The organism is Mucilaginibacter lappiensis (assembly GCF_050433765.1).
GTDB classification, from domain to species: Bacteria; Bacteroidota; Bacteroidia; order Sphingobacteriales; family Sphingobacteriaceae; genus Mucilaginibacter; species Mucilaginibacter lappiensis_A.
In genome coordinates, this window is sequence record NZ_JBNPWP010000001.1 from 967,108 (window position 1) to 983,931 (window position 16,824).

The 16,824-nt window shown below is 42.1% G+C and carries 9 protein-coding genes; 2 read left to right on the forward strand and 7 right to left on the reverse strand.

Annotated elements, in window-relative coordinates:
* Positions 1 to 96: 96 nt before the first annotated feature.
* Complete coding sequence (locus tag M2273_RS03865; protein WP_429393218.1) at positions 97 to 1,554, reverse strand: DUF1501 domain-containing protein; 1,458 nt, start codon at positions 1,552 to 1,554, stop codon at positions 97 to 99.
* A gap of 5 nt (positions 1,555 to 1,559) precedes the next feature.
* Entirely contained in the window at positions 1,560 to 3,830 is a 2,271-nt protein-coding gene (locus M2273_RS03870; protein WP_429393220.1) for a PSD1 and planctomycete cytochrome C domain-containing protein, read from the reverse strand.
* 604 nt (positions 3,831 to 4,434) lie between these two features.
* On the opposite strand from M2273_RS03870, the gene M2273_RS03875 reads away from it, so the two are divergent.
* Both M2273_RS03875 and M2273_RS03880 read left to right on the forward strand, forming a co-directional pair.
* Complete coding sequence (locus tag M2273_RS03875; RefSeq protein ID WP_429393223.1) at positions 4,435 to 5,835, forward strand: M28 family metallopeptidase; 1,401 nt, start codon at positions 4,435 to 4,437, stop codon at positions 5,833 to 5,835.
* A 134-nt stretch (positions 5,836 to 5,969) separates the two neighbouring features.
* A complete protein-coding gene (locus M2273_RS03880; RefSeq protein ID WP_429393226.1) occupies positions 5,970 to 7,010 on the forward strand; it encodes an acetamidase/formamidase family protein in 1,041 nt (346 codons plus the stop codon).
* A gap of 69 nt (positions 7,011 to 7,079) precedes the next feature.
* On the opposite strand, the gene M2273_RS03885 is transcribed toward M2273_RS03880, so the two are convergent.
* The 5 genes from M2273_RS03885 to M2273_RS03905 all read right to left on the reverse strand — a co-directional run bounded on the left by M2273_RS03885 (position 7,080) and on the right by M2273_RS03905 (position 16,785).
* A complete protein-coding gene (locus M2273_RS03885) occupies positions 7,080 to 7,457 on the reverse strand; it encodes a MarR family winged helix-turn-helix transcriptional regulator (protein ID WP_429393229.1) in 378 nt (125 codons plus the stop codon).
* A gap of 77 nt (positions 7,458 to 7,534) precedes the next feature.
* A complete protein-coding gene (locus M2273_RS03890) occupies positions 7,535 to 10,831 on the reverse strand; it encodes an efflux RND transporter permease subunit (RefSeq protein WP_429393231.1) in 3,297 nt (1,098 codons plus the stop codon).
* Positions 10,828 to 14,088 carry an efflux RND transporter permease subunit gene (locus M2273_RS03895; protein WP_429393233.1) on the reverse strand — a complete coding sequence of 1,087 codons (3,261 nt, stop codon included), beginning with the start codon at positions 14,086 to 14,088 and terminating at the stop codon, positions 10,828 to 10,830. The genes M2273_RS03890 and M2273_RS03895 overlap by 4 nt, the downstream gene beginning before the upstream one ends.
* 45 nt (positions 14,089 to 14,133) lie before the next feature.
* Complete coding sequence (locus tag M2273_RS03900; protein WP_429393235.1) at positions 14,134 to 15,315, reverse strand: efflux RND transporter periplasmic adaptor subunit; 1,182 nt, start codon at positions 15,313 to 15,315, stop codon at positions 14,134 to 14,136.
* Positions 15,316 to 15,339: 24 nt separating this feature from the next.
* Positions 15,340 to 16,785, reverse strand: a complete 1,446-nt coding sequence (locus M2273_RS03905; RefSeq protein ID WP_429393238.1) for a TolC family protein — start codon at positions 16,783 to 16,785, stop codon at positions 15,340 to 15,342.
* Between the last annotated feature and the right edge of the window lie 39 nt (positions 16,786 to 16,824).

Sequence of the window (16,824 nt, forward strand, 5' to 3'; positions counted from 1 at the left end):
ACCTGTATATAAGCAGCAATGCTTTAGTTTAAACTTCTGTAATTTTGTACACTTCTCCCTCTCTTCGCTTTCAGCCGAAAGCGGGTATCATATCGTTTACGTTATTATCCCCTTCACTACCTTACCCGCCACGTCAGTTAACCTGTATCTTCTGCCTAAACTTTTAAAGGTTAGTTTTTCATGGTCGATACCCAGCTGGTTAAGTATGGTAGCATGAAAATCATGTACATGTACCGGATCTTTTACAATATTATAACCAAACTCATCCGATTCGCCATACACGATGCCCGGCTTAATGCCGCCACCGGCCATCCATATACTGAAACAACGCGGATGATGATCACGGCCATAGTTGGCTTTTTCAAGTTTACCCTGACTGTAATTAGTACGTCCAAACTCACCGCCCCATATCACCAATGTTTCATCAAGCAGGCCACGTTGTTTAAGATCAGTAACCAACGCTGCTGAAGCCTGGTCTACATCTTTGGCCTGCCCGGCCATTTCCTGTGGCAGGTTAGTATGCTGATCCCATCCCTGGTGGTAGAGCTGTACAAAGCGAACCCCGTTTTCTGATAGTTTACGTGCCAGCAGACAATTTGCAGCATACGTACCGGGAATAAGGCAATCAGGGCCATACATCTTTACAATATCGTCTGATTCTTTAGATATATCCATAATTTCGGGAACTGCGGTTTGCATGCGATATGCCATTTCGTATTGCTGTACTTTGGCATTTATTTCAGGGTCGCCAAATTCTTTATAATTAATATCATTGAGTGCGGCCAGGTTATCCAGCATTTTTCTGCGCTCATGCCTGTTCAACCCATCTGGGTCGTTCAAATAAAGTATTGGGTTTTCGCCACTACTAAATTGTACCCCCTGGTGAATGGAATCTAAAAAACCATTGCTCCATAATTTGGAGTATACCCCCTGTCCGTTGCCTTTCCCTTTTGATAATAATACGGTAAATGCAGGCAGATTTTTATTCTCGCTGCCCAGACCATAACTTACCCATGAGCCCATGCTTGGACGGTTACCCTGCTGTGCTCCGGTTTGAAAAAAAGTAAGCGCCGGATCATGGTTAATGGCATCTGTGTTCATTGACCTGATGATGCAGATATCATCGGCAATTTTACCTATGTGCGGGAACAGGTCACTCACATAAGCACCGGATTCACCGTATTGTTTAAAATCATAATAAGAACCAACCAGCGGAAAGGAAGCCTGTTTGGCTGTCATCCCGGTAAGGATCTGGTTGCCCCGAACAGATGCAGGCAGTTCCTGTCCCATCATATCACGCAGCTTGGGTTTATAATCAAACGATTCCAATTGCGATGGCGCACCATCCTGAAATAGGTAGATCACCCTTTTTGCTTTAGGCGCAAAATTAGGTATGCCCGGAATAAAATCAGCCTCACTTTCGCCACCATTGCCACTAAAAAGATCTGGAATAAGCAAAGAGCCCAGGGCAACACTACCTATACCTAAACTAAGCCGGGAAAGGAACCTGCGCCTGTTAATATTTAACCGGCTTTCTAAAAAATCTTTTTCCATAGCTCTTAAGTTTTGGTTATTGCTTCTTCTAAATTATAAATGGTATCAACCACCTTCATCATAGCGGCCAGTGTTATTTTATCCGGGTTAGCAGGCAGCGGGTATTCACCAACACTCAGCAACTTTTCCGCATCAGCTTTTTTTATTGTTTTGAGACCGTCGTTATAATAAGCAGTTAATATAGTCAGCTCATTTTCTTGTGGATGGCGGCACATAATGAGCCTGAAAGCCTTAATGATCTTATCTTTAGCCACGCTGTTATCCTGTAATAACCGGGCGGCCAATACACGGGAAGCTTCCAACACGGTTGGATCGTTCAGCATCACAAGTGCTTGTAGTGGTGTATTGGTACGTAAACGCTTCACTTCGCACTGGTCGCGGTTGCTGGCATCAAAAATACCCAATGAAGCAGGCGGTACAGTACGTTTAATAAGGGTATACATGCCCCTTCGGTAAAGGTTGGGGCCATGCACCTGTTTATAATTGGCCAATAAACCACGGCCCGATGTGGCGTTTTCCCAAAGACCTGGTGGCTGATACGGATTAACACTTGGGCCGCCAATAGTACGGGTTAACAGACCGCTGCTGGCCAGTACCAGATCGCGTACAAACTCTGCGGGCAAGCGATAACGTGGCCCGCGCGACAGGTATGTATTTTCAGGATCTGTTTTTGCTTTTTCGGGTGTGAGGATTGCCGATTGACGGTAGGTGGCCGACATTACAATCTGTTTCACCAGCCGTTTTATATCCCATCCATGTTCCCTGAAATCAACTGCAAGCCAATCCAGCAGTTCAGGATGTGACGGCAGATCGCCTTGCATGCCAAAATCGCCCGAACTTTTTACGATGCCTTTACCAAAAAACTCCTGCCAGGTTTGGTTCACAAATACCCGGGCAGTAAGCGGGTTGTTTTTATTAAACAGCCACCCGGCAAGGCCAAGTCTATTTTTAGGATAGTTGCTGGTAAAAGGCAAAATGGATTTGGGAGTTCCGGGTTCAACCTCATCACCATGCGCATCATAGTTACCGCGCTTCAGGATGTATGTTGGGCGTACTTTATCACTATCGCCCATTATGGATACGATGAGCTTTGCGGTGTCCTGCTTATTTATAAAATTTAACACCTTTTTTACATCCTCATTGCTGATCTGCATCATTGGCTTCTTAGCATAGGTTTCAGGGCCCCCAACGGTCGATTCGATACCTACCTCCTTTACGTTGTTAAAAAAGGAATACATCTGGTAATATTCTTTTTGCGAAAAAGGGTCGTACTTATGATCATGGCAATGGGCGCACTCCAGCGTAACACCCAGTAATGCCTTGCCGAAGGTATTGGTACGATCGGTTACGTAACTTACCCGGTATTCCTCATCAATTACGCCACCTTCTTCGGTTATTTTATGGTTACGGTTAAAGCCTGTTGCCAGCAACTGTTCTTTGGTAAAATTTGGCATCAGATCGCCGGCCAATTGCCAGGTTATAAATTTATCGTAAGGTAAATTTTCATTAAAGGCATGTATTACCCAATCGCGCCAGGGCCACTGGCTGCGGTAATTATCATCCTGGAAACCGTGCGAATCGGCATAGCGGGCAACATCCATCCAGTGCAGGGCCATTTTTTCGCCATACTGTGGGCTTTGCATAAGTTGGTCAACCGCTTTTTGATAAGCACCGGGGCTTTTATCAGCCAAAAACGTATCCATCATTTGCAGGCTGGGTGGCAAGCCGGTGAGGTCAAGCGATACGCGCTTAAGCAGGCGCTCCTTATCGGCCTCAAGGTTTGGCTCGATTCCTTTTTGCTCCAACTTTTGCAGTATAAAATTATCTATCTGATTTTTGGGCCATGCGGTATTTTCCACTGTGGGGACAGGCATTGATTTTGGAGGAATAAATGCCCAGTGTTTTTCATATTTAGCTCCTTGTTTTATCCATTTTTTTATCAGCTCAACCTCATATGACGATAATCTTTTCAGATTTGAGGCAGGTGGCGGCATCATCTCGGCAGTGTCCTGGGTTGAAATGCGCCGGTAAACCTCCGACTGATCAGGCTTGCCGGGAACCAGCGCATGAGCCTGTGGGTTATTTTTTAAGACATTATAGGCGCTTTCGGGCATATCAAGCCTCAAACCAGCCTCTCTTTTACTGGCATCGGGGCCATGACATTTATAGCATTTATCAGAAAGAATTGGTCTGATATTAAAATTATAACTTATTATATCCGGTATCTGTTCTTCCGTGCTTTGGCTTGATCCGGAACGGGTACAAGCATAGAACATGCACAAAACACAGCCTGCGCACACAATTGATAAAAAATACAGCTTCCGATTCATAATTAATTTGGCAGTAAGGAGCAGTAAAATAATAAATCACTATCTGGTCACCCTAACCAAACAGGATCAACTAATCAAATTCACCCACTCAATCATTAGTATATATATACCAACATATTCAAGTTTTAGGTATTAGGATATTCTTTCTGTGATGAAAAAACACCGTATTTATAACTGGTTTATTGCAAAAAAGCTTTTAACTTCTGTTTATAATTAAATCAAATTTACTAAAAAGTACACTATTTAACATGGCTCCGTTGTCAATATCTCTTTTTGTAGCTAATACCTAAATATCAGTTCAATTACAGGCCACCTTAAACTCCTTTTTTTTGCAAAAGATCGTATGTGGTAATTTAGCATAATTATTAAAAGAGAGGTAACATTAATGCAAAAAAAACAAAATAACTATCTTCCTTAATGGTATTTATTTCCGGTTATTTTCATTTTATTAGCATTTGCCATTCCTCAGTCAGGTAACATTTTAGATAGCTTATTGCTTAAGCAGTGGCTATCTTTTTTTAATAATTATATTTAGCCTATAAAATACATCATGAGAAAATTAATATTGCTTTTAATAACATTAAGCAGTTGTACTTACGCTTTTGCGCAATCACCGGTCATTATTCAAAAAGACGCGCAAATTGAGAAAATGGTAAGTGAGGTATCTGCCGATTCATTACACGCTAATATTATTAAACTGGTAAGCTTTGGCACACGCAATACATTAAGCGCTACTACTAACCCAAAAAGAGGGATTGGTGCAGCCCGTAATTGGATCCTGAGCAGATTTAACGCTTTCGCAAAATCATCAGGCGGCAGGTTAACTGCCAAGCTGGATACCAATAACTATCACCCCGATGGTAAAAGAATTGATGTGCCGGTTGTATTAACCAATGTAGTGGCTACCCTGAAAGGTACAGATCCGAATGATCATCGCATATTTGTAATAAGCGGTCACATGGATAATATGCGCACCAACGTGATGGACAGGGAAGGCGATGCACCTGGCGCTAATGACGATGGTAGCGGGTCAGCAGCTGTTTTAGAATGCGCGAGGATCATGAGTAAGCAAACATTCCCGGCCACAATTATATTTGTTACCGTTTGCGGCGAAGAACAAGGCTTGCTTGGTTCTGGCTTTATGGCTGCAAATGCAAAAAAGAACAACTGGGATATTGAGGCTGTTTTAAATAATGATATCATAGGCAGCAATAACAGCAACGAAACCAACATCATTGAGAATACAAAGATCAGGGTATTTAGCGAAGGTTTACCAACTTTTGAACTTGATGATAAAAAAGCGGCAGCCATACGCTTTATGGGGTTAGAAAATGATGGAGCTTCCCGGCAGTTAGCACGTTACGTTAAAGAAACAGGTGAGCGTTATGTTGATAACCTGGAGGTATCTATGGTTTACCGGCCTGATCGATTTGGGCGCGGGGGCGATCACGGGCCTTATCAGCAAAATGGATACGCCGCCGTACGTTTAACCGAAATGAATGAGAACTTTTATCACCAGCACCAAAATGTGCGTACAGAAAATGGAATAAGCTATGGAGATTTACCGGAGTATATGGATTTTGAGTACTTACGTAAAAATACAGCCCTGAACTTATCTAATCTAGCTAATTTGGCAAAAGCACCATCCATGCCTCAAACCGTTTCTTTGGTTATGGAAGGTCAGGGCAACTCAACCAGTATAAACTGGAAGGCCCCTGCTACTGGAAGGGTAAAAGGCTATTATGTTATGATGAGGGAAACAACAAGCCCGGTATGGCAAAAAAAGTTTTTTACAACAGCTAACGAGATAAAGTTACCTTACTCTAAGGATAATTATTTTTTTGCTGTGCAATCTGTTAGTGATGGCGGCAACGAAAGCTTACCTGTGGTTCCTTCCGTATTAAGAAGACCACGCCCGGCAACAGCCACTACAAATCAAAAGAGCAATTAACTTTAAAACGTTATCGGTTTTCAGCTTAAACACATTCCTTAGCCGGTGCCCATATGGCACCCGTATACAGGAAACAGCATATTAATAATAAAGTATAGGTATAAAAATTTACTGCGTTAATTATAAGTTACATCATGCTTTTTACACATCAGTTCAAACTATTTGCGGGGCTTGTCTGCATCGCGTTCTCGTTTTCTGCAGCGGCACAGGAAAAAGGATCCGCTTCTAACCCGCATGTATTAAATGCCTCTCCCACTACGGTGGTATGGGGTAGTTACTGGTCAGAGATGCCCCCGGTACTCCACATTCGGTCAGGCGATTACGTGAAGGTACACACCCTGCTTACCTCCAACCCTGAAAGGCTGGAAGCAGCAGGTCTTCCTCCAAATCAGGTTGAAAAAGAATTGCGTGATGTGCAAACCGTTAAAGACCGCGGCCCCGGTGGGCATGTGCTCACAGGCCCCATTTATATTGAGGGCGCCGAACCAGGCGATGTGCTGGAGGTACGCTTTCATTCCATTGAACTGGCCATACCTTACGGATACAATGCCATCGGTCAAAACGGTTTTTTATCTGACGAAATTTTTGACCGGAAAATGAAGCTGATTACTCTTGATAAGAAAAAAATGACCGGGCATTTTGCTGATGGCATTGATATTCCGTTACATCCGTTTTTTGGAAGCGTTGGTGTAGCACCACCCAAAGAAGCTGGCCGTTGGAACAGTGCTCCGCCATGGATTCATGGAGGCAATCTGGACAACAAAGAACTGGTAGCAGGCTCATCGCTTTTTATTCCTGTACATGTAAAAGGCGCGCTTTTTGAAATAGGTGATGGTCATGCCGCCCAGGGTAATGGAGAAGTAGACATTACTGCTATTGAAACCTCACTGATAGGCAATCTGGAATTTATTGTACACAAAGGCCAAACGCTGCACTGGCCAAGGGCCGAAACCGCAACACATGTTATTACAATGGGATGTGACAGGGACTTAAACGCTGCCACACATATTGCATTACGCGAAATGATCAGCTATCTGATGGAAGAAAAGAAGCTATCACAAGCAGACGCTTACATGCTTTGCAGTGTGGCAGTAGATATGGACATTACACAACTGGTTGACGGTAATGTTGGTGTACATGCCATGCTACCGAAAGCTATCTTCACAAAGAAGTGATGAATTATAGCCGGCTGCCTGCCTGTAAATTTGAACAGCATAGGTGGCCGGCTTGCTTACAAATCGCGGTTAGTTTTTAACTCCTATTCTTACCAGGTTTTGCTGGATCATTTGAGATACTTCAAAAAAGGTGCTTAACTTTTGCTGTTCTATGCCAGCCTCTGCCAGCTGATTGATCTTTTGAATGGTTACCTCAATATGCGGTATGGAGGTTAAAGCCGACGGGGAAAGAGAAACATAATGTTGTCTCCTGTCGTTGGGGTTTATTTTTATTTGCACAAGTCCGCGCTTTTCAAGATCAAAAACAATTACCGCTGTGCGTGATTTATCAATCTGTAATAACTCTGTCAATTTATTTTGCGTCACCGGTGTTTCCTGGGTGGCCAATACCATCAATACTTCAAAGTGATGATCCAGTTTAAAAACGGACAGTTCTTTTGAAAGCATTTTATTATATAAATAATTAATCTTTCTTAATCTATGTGATATTAATTGAACACTTTCCATAAACTTTAATTTTAATATTACTGCTTTTTATCCTCTTTATCCTTTTCATGTTCATCCCGCGATGCTTTATTCTCGGCATGAGCCAGCATGATATCATATTCCAGTTCGGGATCAATATTTTGCTCCTCAACTCTTTTGGCTTTTTCCATCAACTCTTCATGGTGTTCTTGTAGCCAGGCTAATTGTTTTTTACCGTATGAGAAGCGAGTGAATAAAACAAAAAGAACCGGCACTATGAATATAGATATGGTTGAGGAAGCTATCATCCCCCCTAAAACGGTTACACCTATAGTGTTTCTTGAAGCTGCTCCTGCCCCGGTTGCCAGGGCAAGCGGCAGCACGCCCAGGATGAAAGCCAATGAGGTCATAATAATTGGCCTTAAACGTAATCTAACTGCCTCGAGCGTTGATTTGATCAACTCTTCACCCCGGTCAACCCTGATCTTGGCAAATTCAACTATAAGGATGGCATTTTTGGCAGATAAGCCAATCAGCGTGATCAACCCTATCTGCGCGTATACATTATTGGTAAGCTGCGGAACGCTTGTAAGGGCAACTATGGCCCCAAAGGCACTGATAGGTACTGCCAGCATTACAGAAAACGGCACCGACCAGCTTTCGTACAATGCAGCCAGAAAAAGAAACACGAAAACTATACAGAACAGGAATATATATATAGTAATTGACCCCGCTTTTATTTCCTCATAGCTCAGTCCCGAAAATTCATAAGTATAACCCCGCGGCAATACTTTTGCAGCCAATGCTTTTAAAGCATCCAATGACTGACCGCTACTGTAGCCTTCAGGTATGGCACCGTCAACCTCTGCCGAACGGAATATATTAAAATGCGAAATAAGCGGGGCAGCAACCGTAGGCTTGTAATTAATAATACTACCCAGTGGCACCATATTACCTGCCTGGTTTCGCACATAATATTTATTCATATTGCTTATCAACGCCCTATAAGCAGTATCAGCCTGAATAACTACGTGGTATGTACGGTTATATAAGGTAAAGTTATTTACAAACAGGCTACCCATATAGGCCTGCATGGTTGAAAATACATCAGAGATATTTACCCCAAGTTTTTGGCATTTCTCCCTATTAACAGTAAGCTCAAAGCTTGGTGTATGTGCCGAAAAATAACTGAAGGAGGTGGATATAGCCGGTATTTTTTTTGCTTCGGCCACAAATTTCTGAACCGTTTTTTCAAACGCATGCACATCGTCTGTTGAACTACCTACCTCAATTTGCATACTAAAACCGGCAGCAAGACCAATACCCCTAATTGGCGGCGGCTGAATTACTACCACATTAGCATTTTTTATTCCGGCTTTGGCAATTCGTTTTTTTATGGCTGTGGTTATACCAGCCACCTGTGTTTCTGGTGTGGTACGGTCATCCCACGGCGTTAGCATACAAAACATGGAACCATTATTTGAATTTGCTCCGCCGTTTAAAATATTAAAACCTGATATAGCCGTATAATGCAGTATTCCCGGAGTGGAACCTACTATCTTCATCAACTTTTCCATAACGTTAACCGATTGTGTTGTTGATGAAGCTTCGGGTAATTGGTAGGTTACAAAAAGGCGTCCGCCATCCTCAGACGGAACAAAGCCCGATGGTTTGGATTTAAATAAAAGGATGGTCCCTACACAAATACACACCAGTATAATTACTATGAACTTAGCATTCTTTATACTTCTTTTTACGCCATTGGAGTATTTAAAAGTAACCCGGTCAAACCAACCGTTAAAACGATAAAAAAACTTATCCAGCCAGTTGGATGATTTTTTGTTTAAATGGCTTGGTCTTAAAAGCAATGTGCATAAAGCTGGAGTTAATGATAATGCAGTAAATGCCGATATGATTACAGAGATGGCAATGGTTATGGCAAACTGCTGGTATAACCTTCCTACAATGCCGGGAATAAAACCAACCGGTACAAATACCGAAGCCAGAATAAGCGCGATGGCTACAACCGGTGCAGAAATTTCTTTCATGGCATGATAAGTAGCCTCCTTGGGCGACATTCCCTTTTCATCAATATAATGCTGCACCGCCTCAACCACAATAATGGCATCATCTACCACAATTCCTATGGCCAGCACAAAACCAAACATGGTAAGGGTATTTATGGTAAACCCTAAGGGGATGAAAAAACAAAAAGTGGATAAAAGGGAAACCGGAATAGCTAAAATAGGGATCAATGACGAGCGCCAATTTTGCAGAAATAGAAATACTACAATAGCAACCAGGCCCAACGCTTTTAACAAAGTACCGATCACCTCTTGCATGGAAACCTTAATAATGGTTACTGATTCAAAAGGAACGGTGTAGTCAACATCAGCAGGGAATGATTTTTTAAGTTTAGCCAATTCGGCATATACATTTTCGGCAGTCTGCAGCGCATTACTTCCCGGCGATTGGTAAACCTGTATCGTAGAGCACCTGTTACCATCGGCAAAAGCATTGCTTGAAAAGGTAAACTTACCCAACTCTATCCGCGCTACATCTTTTAAATAAACCAGTTGGCCAGTTGATGGAATAGTTTTTACGATCACTTTTTCATACTCAGGCACTTTGTTGATCATACCGTTCACCAGTATACCTATCTCGTGTGATTGCGATGATTTTTGAGGCGGTGCTCCTGCAGAACCTGCAGCCACGTATACATTTTGGGCATCTAAAGCAGCTGAAACATCTGCAGGAGTTAAATGATACGATGCCATTTTTTCGGGGTTCATCCAAATGCGCATACTAAAATTATCCGTACGTGCACTTACATCACCTACTCCCGGCACACGTAATATGGCATCCTGAATAAACGTAGAGGTGTAATTATCAAGAAATGTTATATTATGCGTTTTTTTTGGCGAATAAATAGCAATCAGCATCAGCTGATCGGGATTACTTGCCCGTACGGTTAATCCTAATTTGCTCACTACCGCGGGGAGTATCGGCTTGGCTATTCCTACCCGGTTCTGCACATTAAGCGCGGCTATTTGTACATTGGTACCAATATTGAAAGTTATCCTCATACCAATACCACCACTATTGGTATTGGTACTTTGCATGTATTCCATACCCGGTGTACCATTAACTTGTTCCTCTATAGGAATGGCTACAGTTTGCTCAACGGTTTCGGCATCAGCCCCCGTATATGACCCATTAACCGATACACTTGGAGGCGATATATTAGGATATTGATCTACCGATAAATTGAAAAGGCAAATAGTACCCGCAATCATTAAAACTATGGATATAACGATTGCAGTTACAGGCCTTTTTATAAATGTATTCGCAATCATATATGATCTGGTTTACTTAAATCGCGTGATTTTGCGATTTCGTATTCTAATTCAGGGTCAATATTTTGTGCCTCTACTTTTCTGGCTTTTTCCATCAACTCTTCATGATGCTCTTTTAGGTACTCCAAACGGGCCTTACCGTATGACAAGCGCGTAATTACTACGTATAGCACAGGGACAACAAATATGGCAATGGTGGAAGCCGCGAACATCCCTCCAAGAACGGTATAACCTATTGTTCTTCGGGATACGGCACCTGCACCTGTTGCTAAAACAAGAGGCAATACACCTAAAATAAACGCGAGTGATGTCATGATAATTGGGCGTAAACGAAGGCTTACCGCATCTAACGTTGATTGTAAAAGATCTTCTCCCCTGTCAACACGTACTTTGGCAAACTCCACAATCAGGATGGCGTTTTTAGCTGCAAGCCCTATTAGTGTGATTAAACCAATTTGCGCATAAACATTGTTTGTAAGATCGGGAACCAACAATAATGCTAATATGGCACCGAACGCGCCAATAGGCACCGCAAGCAATACTGAAAAAGGCACCGACCAGCTTTCATACAACGCCGCCAGGAAAAGAAATACAAAAGTTATAGAGAATATGAAGATATATATAGTAGTTGAACCGGCTTTTTGTTCTTCATAACTTAGGCCTGAAAACTCATAGGTATAACCCTCCGGCAGCTTTTCGGCTGCTAATTTTTGCAGGGCAGCTAATGCCTGGCTGCTGCTGTAACCCGGGGCATTTGATCCGTCAATTTCAGCAGTTCTGAAAATATTAAAATGCGATATCAACGGTGCGGCTTCTGTTGGCTTATTGCTGATCAGGGTTCCAAGCGGTACCATAGTACCCACCTGATTACGCACATAGTACTTATCCATGTCAGATACATTTGTACGGAATGCAGTATCTGCCTGTACCACTACGTGAAAGGTACGGTTATAGGTTGTAAAATCATTAATGTACAAACTACCCATGTAGGCCTGTATGGTAGTGAATACGTCGGCTATGTTAACGCCAAGTTTCTCGCATTTTTCACGGTCGACGGTTAAATTAACATTCGGGGTATGCGCTGTAAAATAACTGTTGGCCTTAGCTATCCCAGGCGTTTTGTTAGCCTCTGCTACAAAATCATTTACTACTTTTTCAAATGCATGCACATCATCTGTTGTACTGCGCTGTTCAATTTGCATGCTGAAACCTACAGTTGTACCTACACCCGGTAATGGTGACGGCTGCACCACCTGTACATTGGCATTATTAATACCGGCATCAGCAATACGCTTTTTCAATACACCAATAATTCCGGGCACTTGTTCGCTTGATTTGGTGCGATCATCCCATGGGGCCAACTGGCAATAAATGGTACCGCTATTGGAGTTACTTGCATTGGTAACCACATTAAGGCCTGATAGTGCCGCATAATGGGCAACACCGGGCGTTGTCCCAATTACATGCATCAGCTTTGACATGGCATCAACCGAAGCAGCAGTTGATGAGGCCGGAGGTAACTGGAAAGTAACATACAGGTTTCCATCATCTTCAGACGGTATAAACCCCGATGGTTTTCCCTGAAACATAAAGTAAGTACCTATACAAATACATAGTAACAGGATCAGTATGTATCTTGAACCCTGGATGCTCTTTTTTACACCACGAGTATATTTGGCCGTAACCCGGTCAAACCAGGCATTGAATTTATTAAACCATTTATTTAATCCTGTATTCTGTTTGCTTGGGTCTGTAGGTTTTAATAATAAAGTACAAAGCGCAGGAGTTAATGACAATGCTATAAATGCTGATATCATTACAGATATAGCTATAGTGATAGCAAACTGCTGGTATAAACGTCCCACTATACCCGGAATAAAACCAACCGGAACAAACACAGCTGCCAGAATGAGTGCGATAGCCACAACCGGCGCCGATATATCTTTCATGGCCTGATAGGTAGCTTCCTTGGGCGACATCTTATCATGGTCGATATAATGCTGTACTGCTTCTACAACAATAATGGCGTCATCTACCACAATACCGATGGCCAGCACAAAACCAAACATAGTTAGCGTATTAATGGTAAAGCCCAGGGGGATAAAAAAGCAGAATGTACCAAAAATAGATACCGGAATTGCAAGAACAGGTATCAACGTAGAACGCCAGTTTTGCAGAAAAAGGAACACCACAACTGCCACTAAACCTAATGTTTTTAACAACGTTCCAACAACATCCTGCATAGACACCTTCACAACCGTAACCGATTCAAATGGAACGCTGTATTCCACATCGGCAGGGAAAGTTTGTTTTAGCTTAGCCAATGCATCATAAATTCCCTTAGCTGTTTCGAGTGCGTTGCTGCCAGGCGCCTGATAAATTTGCAGGTATGACGCCCTGTGACCATCAACAAAAGAGTTACTTGAGAAAGTAAATTTACCCAGCTCAACCCTCGCTACATCTTTCAGGTAAACCAGCTCTCCGGTTTTAGGAATAGTTTTAACAATAATATTTTCAAACTCAGATACTTTGCTCAACCTTCCGTTTACCAAAATGCCTAACTCATAGGTTTGACTGGACGACTGCGGAGGTACACCAGCCGTTCCGGCCGCAACCTGTACGTTTTGCGCATTAAGAGCAGCAATAACATCGGCAGGGGTTAAACTGTATGATGCCATTTTCTCCGGATTCATCCATATACGCATACTAAAATCATCAGTAAACCTATTAATAGTTCCTACACCTGGTACACGTGATAAAGCATCCTGAATAAAAATATTGGTGTAGTTATCCAAAAAAGTAACATTATGCGTGTTTTTGGGTGCATATATGGCAACCATCATCAGCATACTTGGATTTACCGCTCTAACGGTTAACCCCAAACGGCTTACCACTGCCGGCAACAAGGGGGTGGCAATACTCACCCGATTTTGCACATCAAGCGCGGCAACATCAATATCGGTACCAATTTTAAAGGTTACATTCATTGACATCAGCCCGTTATTGGTACTGTTACTTTGCATGTATTCCATGCCGGGGGTACCATTTACCTGCTCTTCAATAGGCGTGGCTACTGTTTGTTCAACCGTTTGCGCATCAGCTCCTGTAAACTGGCCGTTTACCTGTACAATTGGCGGGGTAATATCAGGGTATTGATCTATCGGCAAAAGCAGGATACATACTGTACCGGTAATTACCAGTACAATAGATATAACTATAGCCGTTATGGGTCTTTTAATGAAGGTATTAGCTATCATATATAATCATTCATCTTAACACAGAAGCGCCTGTGTAATCATTTATTATCCGCGGCCGCCTTTACCACCTGCTGATGGACCCACTTTGTTTGCTGTAGTAATTTGTGAACCATCATGAAGCAGCTGTACACCATCGGTCACTATCCTGTCGCCAGGGTTTACACCACTTTTTATAATTACGTTTGGCCCTATCGTTTGTCCAACCTGTACCTTTTTTTGAAATGCCAGCATCTTATGTTTTATTCTTCCGGTATCTGTTTGTGCTTTGGGGTTATTGATCACGCTATCTTTCGCAACAAATACAAAATATTCGCCCATTTGCTCCACAACCGCTTTATTTGGCAATACCATTTGAGGTGTGGTTTCTTCATTGTGCACCCTTACCACACAACTCATTCCTACTCTTAAATTGTTTTTAGGATTCGGGAATACAAGCCGGATCCTGATGGCTCCTGTTTGCGAATCAACGGCACGGTCAATCACCGAGATCTTTCCGGTGTAAGGGTACAGCGTATTATCAGGCAGTAAAATGGTAAATAACGAATCGGTTACCGGTTTGCCGCTCTGAAGCTTTTCAAAATGAGACAATTGCTTTTCATTGATGATAAAATCAACCGCGATAGGATCATTGGTTGAAATAGTATTTAATACTGTTGAACCCGCGGTAACCACATCACCCAGCTTTACCTGGCTAAATCCAATGGTTCCGTCAAACGGAGCAGTTACAATAGCATAATTTAAATTAGTTTTCGCCGTCTTAACAGTTTCTTCGGCCGATTTAACAGCGCTCTTTGAATTTTGCAGTGTGATGATGGCATGATCATACAACTGCTTGGCAACTGCATTATATGTATTCAGATATTCATAGCGGTCAGCATCCTGTTGGGCCTGTGCAAGGTTGCCCTCTGCTACCCTTTGATTAGCAACTGCAGCATCATAGTTGTCGCGATAAATACGCTCATCTATCTCATATAATTTCTGTCCTTTTTTAACGTACGTGCCTTCCGTAAAAAATATATTCGTAATTGCACCCTGTATTTGCGGCAGCAGGCTAACCTGGCTCAACGCCGCGGTTGTTGACGGATATTTGTCATAGTATAAAACGTTTCGCGTTTTTAACTTTAATAAACTAACAGGTACCTCAGGATTTGATGGCGGTTGCTTTTTTGTACAAGCCATTACGGCCACGCAACTAATTAAAACGGTACTTAAAATTACTCTATTCATAGAGGCATGTTTTTATTTGATATATTAATAAGAAATACTTCCCATAGCTTTTTGCAGGTCTACTTTACTGGAAAGCACCTGGAATAACGCGTTTAAATAGCTTATTTCGGAAGTAATTAAGTTAGATTCGGCAGTAATTACATTTAAATAGGGAACTATGCCCTGCTTGTATTGTAAGGTCACAACAAAATAAACCCGCCTGGCCATAGCTACATTTTTTTGCAGCAGCTGCAGGTTATAAAAATTGCCTTTGTAACTGGCTAAAGCTGTTGTATATTCTTTATTGATTTGTAGCTTTAGGTCTGCTTCATCCCACCCTATCAGCTGTTGCTGCAATTTGGCCTTTTGTAAATTATGCAGTCTTGAAAAACCTGTAAAAATTGGTATATTAAACGACAGACCTACTAATGAGCTCGGGTAGGAGTTTGATAACAGGTTTGAAAATCTGTTATTTTCATAGGCCAAGTTATAATTGTAAAACGCGGATACTGTTGGTAAAAACGAGGTCCTGTAATAATTTACAAGCTGCCCTTGCAGGTCTTTATTTGTTTTAATTTGCTGGAACTCAATTCGCTTTTCATACTGTAACTGCTGTGTGGTATCTATATAGATACCTTTTATCATTTGTACGGTATCAAAGCTTACATTAAACTCTTTTTCGGGCGAAAAGCCCATTAGTTGCTTTAAAGCAGCATATTGCGGAACCACATTTTCATTAGCCTGTTTTAACTGGGCCTTTGAGTTATTTAAGGTGATGGCTGCCTGTTCATAATCTGTTTCGTCAACAATACCACCTTTATATTGGTGATAAGCATCTCTTAGATTTTTGCCCAGGCGGGTGGTATCTTCTTTCAGTACATTAATTTGTTCGAGTGTGAGCAATACATTATAAAACGATTTACTTACTGTAGAAACCAGAAATATTTTAGTACTGTCTGTAACCAGTTGCGCTTGTTTCAAAAAAACAGGAGCACTTTTAGCGGCATATAACAAACTGGGGTTAAATAATGCCTGTGTAACCGATACGCCCGGTATAAAAGTATTGGTGTATTGCCCTCTTGACGCGCCCGTGGAGGTTCCACCGGGTGTTACTGTGCCGCCGGTTGTAATAGCCGCCGAGCTATTGGAGGTTTGGATGTAATGGATCAGATCACCGGAGGCACTGGCCTGCGGGAGCCAGCCAGCCAAATTGATGGCATTGGTAGCTTTGGCAACTGATACATTGATCAATGCTTTATTTAATGCAGGTTGATGCTGCATAGCATAATCAATACATTGCTGAAGTGTTAAGAATTGACCAGAACTATCTTGCCCTGCACCATGCGGATTCAGGGGAATGATCAGGATATTCTTGCTGGTATCCGGCTGAACAACCGGTGGTAAATTGTTTGAGTGATTATTTTGAGCCCGGGCAAACACCGGTAAACAAAACAATGTAGAAATAAATAAAAAAACGCGACTCCTGTCCATACTAAAACATGTTCATCACCCTCCAAAAAAATGAAGATG